Raw genomic sequence first — 12686 nt, 5'->3', positions numbered from 1 at the left:
AAGTTAGTTACAATATTTGAATTTAATGAATGAGGTGATATATTGATAAAAAATATGGAAAGGTCATATAATCCTTTGGAAACAGAAAAAATTTCAAAACTTTTATATAAATTTTCTGTTCCGGCCATAATAGGTATGACGGTAAATGCTCTATACAATATTGTGGATAGAATGTTCATCGGTAATAGTCCGGACTTGGGTGCTAATGGACTTGCGGCTATTACAATTTGTTTTCCTGCTATGATAGTGATGATGTCCATAGGAATTTTATTGGGACAGGGTGGAGCTACAATGTTTTCGATAAATTTAGGAAAAAGTGATAAGAAAAAAGCCGATAAAATATTAGGAAATACAACGACTTTAATGCTTATACTTTCTTTTACCATATTAATAATAGGAGAATTATTTCTGGACAGGTTACTAGTACTATTTGGAGCAAGCACTTCTATACTTCCTTTATCAAGAGATTATATGAGGATTATTTTTATAGGGTCTCCTTTTTTAATATTGGGTATGGGGACTAATCATTTTTTAAGGGCAAGCGGTAGACCAAAACTAGCCATGGTAACTATGTTTTTAGGTGCAGGAATAAATATTATTTTAGATCCAATCTTTATATTTCTATTAAGAATGGGAATGACCGGTGCAGCTCTTGCTACTATTATTTCTCAATTATTTTCTATGTCTTGGGGATTATATAATTTTATAAGAAAAGACTCTGAACATTTAATAACATTTAAAAATATGAAATTAGAATCAAATATAACTAAAAATGTATTTATACTTGGAATGCCGGGATTTTTATTGCAATTGGCAAATTCTGTATTGCTTCTTACTTTAAATTCTTCATTATTAAAGTATGGTGGCGATATTGCAGTTTCTGCAATGGGAATAGTAAATAGCGTTCAAACTTTGCTGATACTTCCAATTGTAGGCGTAAATCAAGGGTTACAACCGATAGTTAGTTTTAACTATGGCGCAAAGAAAATTGATAGAGTGAAAGAAGCTGTAAAACTTGGCATTATTACGGCAACAATTATATCTATACTTGGATTTATTTTGTCTCATGCAATACCTGATCTACTCGTTGCAATGTTTAATAGAGATGAAAAGTTACTTGAATTTGGTACATATGCTATGAAAATATGGTTTTTATGCATACCTTTAGCAGGATTCCAAATTGTAGCAGCTAATTTTTTTCAAGCTATTGGAAAAGCGAAAAAAGCCATGTTTCTTACATTGACGAGACAAATTATATTTCTTATACCGGCGATTATAGCATTTTCCAGAATATGGAAATTAAATGGAATATTATTTGCAGCTCCTTTTGCTGATTTTTTATCCGCATTAATAACTTTAATATTCTTTTTAAAATTTATAAAGGGATTTGATGAAGCAAATTATACGGTATAGATAAATTATTTTATAAAAAAAGCGATTAGGAGGAAATCCATGAATTTTAAAAAAATGATGGCATATTTATTGTCAGCGGTGTTAATCATTTCAATATCAAATTCTTATGTTGTTGATTCTGAAACCGGGCAAGTGAGTTGCGAAAAAGCAAAAGTAATCAAAGTAGTTGATGGAGATACTATAAAGGTAAATATTAATGGAAATAAGAAGACTGTTAGAATGATAGGTGTGGATACTCCGGAAACTGTACATCCTAAAAAACCGGTTATGTATTATGGACAGGAAGCAAGCAGTTATACTAAAAAGCAGCTTTCAAATAAGGTCGTTTATTTACAAAGAGATGTATCAGATACAGATAAATATAATAGATTGCTTCGATATATTTGGTTAAAGAAACCATCTACAAATCCGTCTGAAAAAGAAGTTATTATGTATATGTATAATGCTAAATTAATTAAAGATGGATATGGACAACTTGTGACTTATCCACCTGATGTAAAATATACTGATTTATTTAGAAAACTTCAGAAAAATGCATATAAAAATAAAACAGGGATGTGGAAAGAACCAAGTCGGATAGGAAACCCGGCAAATAATAAATCCAATAAGGTCATAGGCAATAAAAAAAGTAAGATATATCATACATCTGATCAAAGCTCATACAATAGTGTAAGTGATAAAAATAAGGTGATTTTTAAAAATGAAGATCAGGCTATAAAGGCCGGATATAGAAAGTCAAAAAAGTAATAAATTTAAAGGGTAGTTAATATAAAATAGTATTATTTTGTTTTGGAAAGAACAAATAATAGAATATATAATTGAAATATATGGCATGTAAAATTAGAAGATATAGCGTTTAAAATAAAAATGGAGGTAGTTATGGTTAAGGCAATATTTTTTGATATTGATGGTACACTAGTAAGTTTTGATACCCATAAGGTACCTAAAAGCACTAGGGAATCCTTACAAAAATTAAAGGAGAAGGGGATAAAATTATTTCTAGCAACAGGTAGATCTCCAATATTATTAGATAAGATTAAAAAGTTGGTCGAATTTGATTTCGATGGTTATGTATTAATAAACGGACAGTACTGTGTTCTTAATGATGAAGTAGTTCACAAGGAAAAAATTGCGAAAAAAGGATTGAAAAAATTAATATCATATCTTGACGAAAAAAATTTAGCGTGCGAATTTTTGGATGATAAGGACATATATATTAATAGAGTTAATGAAAGAGTTTTGGAATTAAGGGAATTTCTGGGTTCAACAGCTCCCGACTCAAAGCCTATAACAAGTGAGGAAATATTGAACAAAGAAATCTATCAAATGTGCGCATATATAAATAATCAGGAAGAAGAAGATTTTTTTAAAAATGCACCAGGATGTAAAGGGGCCAGATGGAATCCTTTATTTATGGATATAATGCCGGAAGATGGTGGAAAAGCCAAAGGAATAAGCAAGATTATTGGAAAATTAGGTATTAGTAAAAATGAGTGTATGGCATTTGGAGATGGTGGAAACGATATTGATATGCTTGAATATGTAGGTTTTGGTATAGCTATGGGAAATGCAAGTGACAAAGTTAAAAACTGTGCAGATCATGTGACAGAAGATGTTGACAACGATGGTATAAAACTTGCATTGGAAAAATTTAATATTATTTAGTGAAAATCTAAATAAAAATGCAAGTTCTTAATCAGAACTTGTATTTTATTTGTTTGAGATGATATAATTTATATTACAGATATAGATTATATTTTTTATACGGATTATATTATATATATAAATTATATTACCTATATATATTATAAAAATAAGAATAAAAATTTATTATCAAATATTTTTTGATATTTGAAATAAGAAATCTATTGGAAAGGATAAATATTAAGGAGAGATAGTATGGATAAGAAAGAAAAACAAAAAATTGTATTAAAAGTCTCATATTTTTTAGAAATGATTCTATCTTTAGTTATTCTTTTGGCAGTTTTTTTAGGTATTATAGATACATTAAGAATAATCTTCTCTACATATATAGTTAATTTCAATCAACCAATCGACTATGTACAAATTAATGCTATATTTGCACAGATACTTCTACTTGTCATAGGTGTGGAAATAGCGGTAATGTTGTCTTTACATAAGCAAACAGCATTTTTAGAAGTATTATTATATGGAATTGCGAGAAAGATGCTTTTAATACCGAAACATAATGGCATGGTTGAAATATTTCTTGGTGTTATTGCAATTGGTGGTCTATTCTTAATTAAGAAATACCTATTAGACAATAGGAAAACAGATTCGACAGATGAAAATAAAGAGATAAAAGATGAACTTATTTAAGTTCATCTTATATTATAAAATTTTGATTATTTATAAAGGAGTGTTTAGTGGAAAAATGAAAAGAAAGTCATATTCTATCGGCAATATACTCAAATTTATTATACCATCTTTGATTGGTATAATAATATTTATGTTGCCTATAAAAGAGTTTGATCCTGAAATAAATCAGGATAAAATAACAATCCCAATAGCTTATATAGCATCATTTATTCAAAATAATATAGGAGATATATTACCCGTACTTATATTAGCAATTATATTGATATCAACCATAGGAGCATTATTGGTTAAGTTTAAGATATATATGCCAAAAACATCTTATGGTGGAAGCCTATTTAATATATCTCCGGTGTGGTTTGTAACGAGAATATTTGCATCGATTTTTGTAGTGATGTGCTTTTTTAAGATAGGTCCGGAATATATAATTTCCGGTGACACAGGTAATTTTATTTTAAATGATCTTCTTACAACTTTAATAGTTATATTTGTATTTGCTGGATTATTACTTCCGCTTTTACTTGATTTTGGTTTGTTGGAATTTGTTGGGACATTACTGGCAAAATTTATGAGACCTGTTTTTACGTTACCCGGGAGATCTGCAGTAGATTGTTTTACATCCTGGCTAGGAGATGGGACTCTTGGTGTAATGCTTACTTCAAAGCAGTATGAAGAAGGTTTTTATTCTGAAAGAGAAGCTGCGGTTATCTCTACTACATTTTCTGCTGTTTCTATTACATTTTCGCTTATAGTACTAAAACAGGTGAATCTGGCAAATCTTTTTGTACCATATTATTTGACAATTTGCTTTGTAGGCGTAATTTGTGCAATAATTGTACCGCGAATACCGCCTTTATCTTTAAAGAAAGATAATTACATAAATTATGGAACAGCTTTGGATGAAAGTATTCCAGAGGGAGAAACATATTTTAGCTGGGCACTATCTCAGGCAATTACAAAGGCTGAAAGTCACAAAGGAATAGGCGAATTTATGAAAAATGGAATTAAAAATGCTTTGGATATGTGGTTAGCCGTATTACCGGTTGTTATGGCTTTTGGTACGATAGCACTTGTTATTTCAAACTATACACCTGTATTTGAAATAATTGGTAAACCATTTATACCTCTTCTGGAACTCTTAAAACTACCTGAGCCGGTATCTGCATCTAAAACTATGTTGGTTGGTTTTACTGATATGTTTATACCATCAATAATAGCAAGTAATGAAATAAAAAGTGAAATAACAAGATTTGTAATAGCGACTGTATCAGTAACACAGTTAATATATATGAGTGAAGTAGGGGCATTGATAATAGGCTCTAAAATTCCTATTAGATTACATGAAATATTTATAATATTTTTGGAAAGAACAGTAATATCGTTAGTAGTAGTTACTTTGGTAGCTAGATTTATATTGCATTTATAAAAAATAGAAAAATTGGGAGGATGATGAAATGTCTGTTGAAAAAGTTAAAGCATTTTTTAAAGAATATGGTATAGAAGATAAAATTCTTGAATTTGAAACTTCAAGTGCAACTGTAGAATTAGCTGCGGTAGCGGTTGGAACTAAGCCAGAGAGAATAGCCAAGACTTTATCATATAGGCTAAAAGATTCAAGTGTCATATTGATAGTTGCTGCCGGTGATGCAAGAGTGGAAAACAAAAAATATAAATCACTTTTCGGGTGTAAAGCAAAGATGCTCGGATTTGATGAGGTACAAGCTGAAATAGGTCATTCTGTTGGTGGAGTTTGTCCATTTGCCATAAATGATGGTGTGAAAGTATATTTAGATGAGTCATTAAAGAGATTTGAAACGGTATTTCCTGCTTGTGGCTCTTCAAACTCGGCTATAGAATTAAATATGGAAGAACTTGAGAAATATTCATCTGCAATAGCATGGATAGATGTATGTAGTTATTAAATAAAAAAGACTCATAAGTGTCGATTTTGTATATCGAATTTTATGAGTCTTTTTATTTTTTCAATAAAAGATAATTAGTCAAATTTTATATGATTTGCTAATTTTGTAGTGGCTATTGCAGATATAAGACAACTGAATATATCTTTTGCAAAGGCAAATGGGAATAAACTAATCAGGCATGCGTGATAAGGTATTGGATTACCTACTACATATTTTAATATAATATAAGTATAAACTGTACCTATAGCATATGTTATTATCATACCTAATAATGCGATAAAAAATAATTTTAATACAGATTCAGTTCCAACTTTTTCTCTAAGAAAACCTACAACGTATGAAGTTATTATAAATGCAAATAAATATCCGAATGTAGGCTTAAGTATATACCCCAATCCGCCACCTTCTGAAAATACTGGAAATCCAATTAATCCTATTACTACATACAATAAACATGACAGAGCTCCCCTTTTTGATCCAAGTAATAGTCCGGATAATAGTACAAAGATAAATTGCATCGTAAAAACCGTGACCGGAAGCGGTATTCTTATAAAAGCACCAATTGCTACTAGAGCAGTAAATAATGAACACATAATCATAGTTTTTGTATCAAGGAACTTTTTTCTATTGGTATTAGTTGAATTGTTATTAACAGTACCCATTTTTTCCATATATTTTTTTTCTCCTCTCAAATTGATAAAAATAGTTTACCATATAGAAGGATATTTGTAAACCTATAAAAACAATAGGTTTACAATAATAGGTAAAAATGAATATATTTTTTGGGCAAGGTTTCATTCGTAAGTTATTATATATATATTCAAAAATAATATTACTATTTTTTGAAAAATATGTTATTATTAAATCTGAAGTTATTATGAAAAATATACATTGAAAAATAACTGCTTTTGTAAAATTTTTGTTATAGATGGACTGTTTTTGAAAAAATGTATTATGGGTTTTAATGGCAGATTTTATGAAGATGAGTATATTGGAGTACTATAATAAATATAGATATATAGAAAGGGTAATTATATATGAAAAAAGCAAGGATATTTAACATACAAAAATTTAGTTTACATGACGGTCCCGGAATTAGAACGGTTGTATTTTTTAAAGGATGTCCATTGAGATGTCCCTGGTGCTCTAATCCTGAATCTCAAAAGTATGATATAGAAATGGTATGGGATAGCGAGAAATGTACTGGATGTAAAAAGTGCACTACTAATGAAAATGTAGAATTTATAAATGACAAGAAAAAACCGTACAGAAATTTAGCGGGAGAATATATGAAACTTAAAGCTATAACATATGAAGAAGGGGAAGAAATAAGGAAACTATGTCCGAATCATGCTGTTTCATATGAGGGATATGACATGTTTGTAGATGAAATATATGATGAAGTAATTAAAGATCTTCCATTCTATGAGGAATCGAATGGAGGAGTGACACTTTCGGGTGGCGAGGTGCTTCTTCAATCTGATGCTGCTATTGAATTATTGAAAAAACTAAAGCTAGATAATATACATACAGCAGCTGAAACGACATGTTATGCATCAAGTTATAAATTTAAAGAATTTGTGAAATATTTAGATTTGCTTTTATGTGATATAAAACATTGGGATAGCGAGAAAAGTAATCAAGTAACGGGCGTAGGGTTAGAAAAAATATATGAAAATATAAAATACGCCACAGGTTTGAAATATCTTGAGGTAATTGGAAGGATACCTGTAATACCGGGTTTTAATTATTCAAAAAAAGATGCTGAACAATTTGTAGAAAAGTTAAAAATGTTAGGGATAAATAAAATAAATCTTTTACCATATCATAATTTTGGGGAGAATAAATATAAAATAATGAATAAAGAATATGAACTGGCAGGAATAAAACAATTACATAAAGATGATAAAGAATTTATGGAATATACGCAGATTTTTAAAAATGCGGGAGTTATAGTAGAATAACTATATAATACATATTGTATTTACGAATGAAAGTAGATATTGACAAAAATGAAAGTAAAAATTATAATGTAAGTAAAAGTAAAAGTAAAAGTAAAAGTAAAAGTAAAAGTAAAAGTAAAAGTAAAAGTAAAAACATTATTATGGTTGTAGAAATGCGACAATTTTTCTGAAATATCGCTATGTATAGAATTGATAAAAAATATGAAGTATTTGTTAGGATGGTGTAACTAAATTGGAAAGAAGAAATAAATTATTAGAACTTATAACGGCAGAGGGCAAAATATCAGTTTCGGATTTGGCTTTAAAAACAGGTGTTTCACAGGTGACGATAAGAAAAGATTTAGATGAGCTTTCATCTAAAGGCTTAATTGCAAGAGAACATGGTTTTGCAGTAACATTAAATAATGATGATATATCAAACAGGCTATCTCACAATTACTCAACAAAAATGAAAATAGCTAAACTGGCTGCTGAATCAATTGATGATGGTGAAACTATTATGATAGAATCCGGTTCTACTTGTGCTTTGCTGGCAGAGGAGTTGTGTAAGACTAAAAAAAATATAAGAATAATAACAAATTCTATATTTATAGCAAATTTTTTAAGAGGCTACAAAAATGCAAATATTACTATTTTGGGAGGAGAGTTTCAGCCTGAATCACAAGTAAATACGGGACCTATTACAAAACTTTGTGTTCAACAATATATGGTTGATAAACTATTTGTGGGAGTTGACGGTTTTGAAGAAAGTTATGGTTTTACAGGATCTAATTTGATTAGAACGGATACTGTAAAAGATATGGCTAAGAGTGCAAAGCATATTTATATATTGACTTCTTCAGAAAAATTTGCGGATAGAGGGTTGGTAAGACAATTTAGTTTAGAGGAGATAGACAGTATATACACGGATAATTCAATTGAAAGAAAAGTAGTCGATTTGCTGCAAAACCAAGATATACAAGTCAATATAGCAAAGTAGGAAATTTAAAAATAAAGGGATTTTAAAAATATTATAGTATTTTAAACTGAAAAGGGGTCTTAATGTTAGGAGGAAATCATATGAGTAATTATTTTGGTAAATTGACCGAAAGAATGGAAAAATATAGGGATGATGTATTGGAAACCAAAAGAATGGTTTGTGTAGAAAGAGCAATTTACACGACTGAAGCATATAATGAATTTGCTGCACAGCCATTGGCAATTAAAAGGGCAAAAATGCTGGATAATATTCTTGAAAAGATGAGTATTTATATTGAAGATGAATCATTACTGGCTGGAAATCAAGCTTCTTCAAATTGTGCAGCTCCAATTTTTCCCGAGTATGCAATGGACTGGGTAATAGATGAATTGGATAAATTTTCAAAAAGAGATGGAGATGTATTTTATATTACCGAGGAAAACAAGCAGATTCTTAGAGACATAGCCCCTTTTTGGAAGGGCAAGACAGTAAAGGAAGTTGCTTTAGCTGCTATGCCTGAAGAAAGTAGGGTATTTTATGATTTGGGAATAATAAAAGCCGAAGGTAATATTACTGCTGGAGACGCACATCTGGCAGTTAATTATAGCAGAATTATAAGAGAAGGACTTAAGAGTTTTGAAGAACAAACTAAAAAAGCAATAGATAGACTAGATATTTCAAATTATGAAGATCAAGAAAAACTTCATTTCTATAAAGGAATATTGATAACGATTGAAGCAATAGTTAAATTTGCTAAAAGATATGCAGATTTGGCAAGAGAAATGGCGGATAATTCAGATTTTAAAAGGAAAGTCGAACTTTTAAGAATTGCCGAAACACTTGAAAAAGTTCCATATGAACCGGCATCTAATTTTTTTGAAGCTGTTCAATCCGTTTGGTTGGTACAATTAGTTTTACAGATTGAAAGTAATGGACACTCTCTATCCTATGGCAGAATGGATCAATATTTGTATGAGTTTTATAATAATGATATTAAAAATGGTTCGATGACTGAAGATGAAGCAGTAGAGCTGTTATCAAATCTCTGGATAAAAACTTACACTATAAATAAAATCAGATCTTGGAGCCATACTCAATATTCGGCAGGTAGTCCGCTTTATCAAAATGTTACTATTGGAGGTCAAACAATAGATGGAAAAGATGCTGTAAATGAATTAAGTTATGCTATTATAAAATCTGATGCACAGGTTCACCTTCCACAACCAAACTTAACAATAAGATATCATGCCGGATTGGATGATAGATTTATGAATGAGGCCATTGAGCTTATGAAACTAGGAACGGGAATGCCTGCTTTTAATTCTGATGAAATAATAATACCTTCTCTAATTGAAAAAGGAGTTTCAAAGGAAGATGCATATAATTATAGTGCGATCGGCTGTGTGGAAGTTGCTGTTCCCGGTAAATGGGGATATAGATGTACCGGAATGAGCTTTTTGAACTATCCTAAAGCATTATTGATAGCTATGAATGATGGGATTGATCCAAAAAGTGGACAGAGATTAATGGAAGGTACCGGTAAATTTACTGAATATAAGTCATATGATGATATGAAAAAATCATGGGATAATATTATAAAGCAATTTACAAGAGAACAAGTGATAATGGATACTTCTGTTGATAGAACTTTGGAAAAAACTACGATGGATGTTCTTTGTTCTGCTCTTGTAGATGATTGTATAGATAGAGGTAAAAGTCTAAAAGAGGGTGGAGCAGTTTATGATATGATTTCAGATCTGCAGGTTGGAATTGCAAACCTTGCCGACTCATTATCATGTATAAAAAAATGTGTCTTTGAAGATAAGAGTATAACAACAAAAGAACTTTGGGATGCTCTTATGAATAACTTTGAAGGTGAAGAAGGAAAAAGAATAAGAAATATACTTCTTGATAATCCACACAAGTTTGGTAACGATGATGATTATGTGGATAGCTTAATCAGGGAGGCTTACGATACTCATATAACGGAAATTAAAAAGTATAAAAATACCAGATTTGGCAGGGGTCCAATAGGTGGAAATTATTATGCGGGAACATCCTCAATATCTGCAAATGTGGGGCAAGGACTTGGTACTCTCGCAACTCCAGATGGTAGGCTAGCAGGCGAGCCACTGGCAGAGGGGTGTGCTCCTTGTCATAATATGGATAAAAAAGGGCCTACTTCCGTATTTAAATCAGTAGCAAAACTTCCAACTGAAGACATTACTGGTGGCGTATTGTTAAATCAGAAAGTAAATCCTCAAACTTTGTCAACTGAAGAAGATAAAATGAAGTTGATAATGCTTATAAGAACATTCTTTAATAGATTAAAGGGTTTTCATGTTCAGTACAATGTAGTCTCTAGAGAAACTTTGAGAGAAGCTCAGGTCAATCCCGAAAAACATAGGGATTTGATAGTAAGAGTTGCCGGATATTCGGCTTTCTTCAATGTACTTTCAAAAGCTACACAAGATGATATAATAGAAAGAACAGAACAGACACTGAATTAGAAACATTACAGTCAATATATTGGAAGCATTATTGTTAACGAATTGAAAATATTGCGGTTAGCATAATTAGTAAGGAGGAAAAATGTTTATAGATACAGCAAATTTGGAAGAAATAAAATTAGCTCTAAAGACAGGAACAGTAAAAGGAGTGACAACTAATCCAACTATACTGAAAAAAGTTGGCAAAAAAAGAGAAGAGCAGATATCTGATATTCTAAGTCTGGGAATAGAAAAACTATATGTTCAGACTTTGGGAGAAACGGCAGATGAGATGTTTTGCGACTATAAAATTCTTAAATCGATTGGTAAAAAGCATAATACTAAATTAGGGATAAAGGTTCCCTTATCTATTGAGGGGTTGGAGGCTGTTGCCAGAATAAAACAAGATGACAGAAATGTATCAATTCTTGGTACGGCTATATATTCCGCAGATCAGGGAATAATGGGAGCAATAGCCGGTTGCGATTTACTTGCTCCGTATGTAAATAGAATGCAAAATAATTCCATTGATTCTATTGCTGAGATATCAAAAATGAGAGAATTTATAGATTCGAGAGGTTTAGACACGCAAATTCTTGCAGCTAGTTTTAAAAATTCAAATCAAGTGGTAGATTCGTTGGTAAATGGTGCACATACCTGCACAATACCATATGAAATCATGGTACAAATGATGAATAAAGATGTGGCTATAAATGCGATAAGAGTGTTTAATCAAGATGGTAAATTAACTTTATAAGTAAATAGGGGAATGATTTGTTTCATTCCCCATTCTTTATTTTAAAGCTTGAAAAATTTTTTTGCTTTTTTCAACTAAAGTATCAAATTCTTCAGGAGTTATAGATTGCTCGCCATCTGAAAGTGCCTGTTTTGGATTATTGTGAACTTCTACCATTATTCCATTGGCACCGGAAGCTATTCCGGCTAATGACATGGGAAGAACTAAATTTGATACACCGGTTGCATGACTTGGATCCACCAAAATAGGAAGATGTGAAATTTCCCTTATAAGTGCAACTGCAGACAAATCAAGAGTATTTCGGGTTAATTCTTCAAATGTTCTGATTCCTCTTTCGCATAAAATTACATTTTCATTACCGGAGTTCATTATATACTCGGCACAAGATAGAAATTCTCTAATATTATTTGAAAAACCCCTTTTAAGTAATATTGGCTTATCGATTTTACCAAGTTCTTTAAGAAGCTCAAAGTTTTGCATATTTCTGGCACCGACTTGTAAAATATCGACATCTGAAAATAGATCGAGGTGTCTTATACCGACAATTTCAGAGATTATCGGTAGTCCGGTTTCTTTTTTTGCTAAATTCAAAAGTTCCAGACCATCTGCTGCCATTCCCTGAAAATCATAGGGAGAAGTTCTGGGTTTAAAAGCTCCACCTCTCAAAATATTTGCACCACTTTTTTTAATTTTTTTGGCTATTTCTATTATTTGTTCTTCAGATTCTACAGAACAAGGACCTGCGATTATTGTAAGATCTTTTCCTCCTATTTTCACATCACCAACGCTAATGACGGTGTCATTGGGATGTGATTTTCTATCTGATCTACATAAACTTTCTATCAT

Annotated in this window: 12 protein-coding genes; 10 read left to right on the top strand and 2 right to left on the bottom strand. The window is 30.9% G+C overall.

What is annotated here, in order from left to right:
* Positions 1-42 precede the first annotated feature (42 nt).
* From HLB29_RS05630 to HLB29_RS05605, 6 genes are all read left to right on the top strand, one after another.
* Positions 43-1413, top strand: a complete 1371-nt coding sequence (locus HLB29_RS05630) for an MATE family efflux transporter (RefSeq protein WP_243155095.1) — start codon at positions 43-45, stop codon at positions 1411-1413.
* A 39-nt stretch (positions 1414-1452) separates the two neighbouring features.
* A complete protein-coding gene (locus HLB29_RS05625) occupies positions 1453-2160 on the top strand; it encodes a thermonuclease family protein (protein WP_185624188.1) in 708 nt (235 codons plus the stop codon).
* A 132-nt stretch (positions 2161-2292) separates the two neighbouring features.
* Entirely contained in the window at positions 2293-3078 is a 786-nt protein-coding gene (locus HLB29_RS05620) for a Cof-type HAD-IIB family hydrolase (RefSeq protein WP_185624187.1), read from the top strand.
* A gap of 234 nt (positions 3079-3312) precedes the next feature.
* Positions 3313-3753, top strand: coding sequence for a hypothetical protein (locus tag HLB29_RS05615; protein WP_185624186.1), 441 nt, complete (start codon positions 3313-3315; stop codon positions 3751-3753).
* Positions 3754-3808: 55 nt separating this feature from the next.
* Positions 3809-5176: a YjiH family protein gene (locus tag HLB29_RS05610; protein ID WP_185624185.1), complete on the top strand. Its 1368-nt coding sequence runs from the start codon at positions 3809-3811 to the stop codon at positions 5174-5176.
* Positions 5177-5204: 28 nt separating this feature from the next.
* A complete protein-coding gene (locus HLB29_RS05605; RefSeq protein WP_185624184.1) occupies positions 5205-5672 on the top strand; it encodes a YbaK/EbsC family protein in 468 nt (155 codons plus the stop codon).
* Between the two features lie 74 nt (positions 5673-5746).
* Here the strand turns inward: HLB29_RS05605 and HLB29_RS05600 are convergent, their stop codons facing one another.
* Positions 5747-6343: a biotin transporter BioY gene (locus HLB29_RS05600; RefSeq protein ID WP_243155094.1), complete on the bottom strand. Its 597-nt coding sequence runs from the start codon at positions 6341-6343 to the stop codon at positions 5747-5749.
* A 366-nt stretch (positions 6344-6709) separates the two neighbouring features.
* On the opposite strand from HLB29_RS05600, the gene HLB29_RS05595 reads away from it, so the two are divergent.
* The 4 genes from HLB29_RS05595 (at position 6710) to HLB29_RS05580 (ending at position 11840) form a co-directional block, all read left to right on the top strand.
* The gene (locus HLB29_RS05595) at positions 6710-7636 is read left to right on the top strand and encodes a glycyl-radical enzyme activating protein (protein WP_185624183.1); all 927 of its coding nucleotides are present in this window, start codon (positions 6710-6712) and stop codon (positions 7634-7636) included.
* Between the two features lie 232 nt (positions 7637-7868).
* On the top strand, positions 7869-8615 hold the full coding sequence (locus HLB29_RS05590; RefSeq protein ID WP_185624182.1) for a DeoR/GlpR family DNA-binding transcription regulator: 747 nt from the start codon (positions 7869-7871) through the stop codon (positions 8613-8615).
* Positions 8616-8695: 80 nt separating this feature from the next.
* Complete coding sequence (locus HLB29_RS05585; RefSeq protein WP_185624181.1) at positions 8696-11104, top strand: glycyl radical protein; 2409 nt, start codon at positions 8696-8698, stop codon at positions 11102-11104.
* 82 nt (positions 11105-11186) lie between these two features.
* Complete coding sequence (locus HLB29_RS05580) at positions 11187-11840, top strand: transaldolase family protein (RefSeq protein ID WP_185624180.1); 654 nt, start codon at positions 11187-11189, stop codon at positions 11838-11840.
* 36 nt (positions 11841-11876) lie between these two features.
* Here HLB29_RS05580 and aroF read toward each other — a convergent pair whose 3' ends face one another.
* On the bottom strand, positions 11877-12686 hold the full coding sequence (gene aroF, locus HLB29_RS05575) for a 3-deoxy-7-phosphoheptulonate synthase (protein WP_185624179.1): 810 nt from the start codon (positions 12684-12686) through the stop codon (positions 11877-11879).

The sequence above is a fragment of the Peptostreptococcus canis genome (assembly GCF_014229965.1).
GTDB lineage: Bacteria > Bacillota > Clostridia > Peptostreptococcales > Peptostreptococcaceae > Peptostreptococcus > Peptostreptococcus canis.
This window is presented reverse-complemented; position numbering and strand designations above follow the sequence as displayed.

Coding starts and splice junctions, on each gene's coding strand:
- HLB29_RS05625 (WP_185624188.1), top strand. CDS start 1,453: ATGAATTTTAAAAAAATGATGGCATATTTATTGTCAGCGGTGTTAATC.
- HLB29_RS05620 (WP_185624187.1), top strand. CDS start 2,293: ATGGTTAAGGCAATATTTTTTGATATTGATGGTACACTAGTAAGTTTT.
- HLB29_RS05615 (WP_185624186.1), top strand. CDS start 3,313: ATGGATAAGAAAGAAAAACAAAAAATTGTATTAAAAGTCTCATATTTT.
- HLB29_RS05610 (WP_185624185.1), top strand. CDS start 3,809: ATGAAAAGAAAGTCATATTCTATCGGCAATATACTCAAATTTATTATA.
- HLB29_RS05605 (WP_185624184.1), top strand. CDS start 5,205: ATGTCTGTTGAAAAAGTTAAAGCATTTTTTAAAGAATATGGTATAGAA.
- HLB29_RS05600 (WP_243155094.1), bottom strand. CDS start 6,343: ATGGAAAAAATGGGTACTGTTAATAACAATTCAACTAATACCAATAGA.
- HLB29_RS05595 (WP_185624183.1), top strand. CDS start 6,710: ATGAAAAAAGCAAGGATATTTAACATACAAAAATTTAGTTTACATGAC.
- HLB29_RS05585 (WP_185624181.1), top strand. CDS start 8,696: ATGAGTAATTATTTTGGTAAATTGACCGAAAGAATGGAAAAATATAGG.
- HLB29_RS05580 (WP_185624180.1), top strand. CDS start 11,187: ATGTTTATAGATACAGCAAATTTGGAAGAAATAAAATTAGCTCTAAAG.
- aroF (WP_185624179.1), bottom strand. CDS start 12,686: ATGATAGAAAGTTTATGTAGATCAGATAGAAAATCACATCCCAATGAC.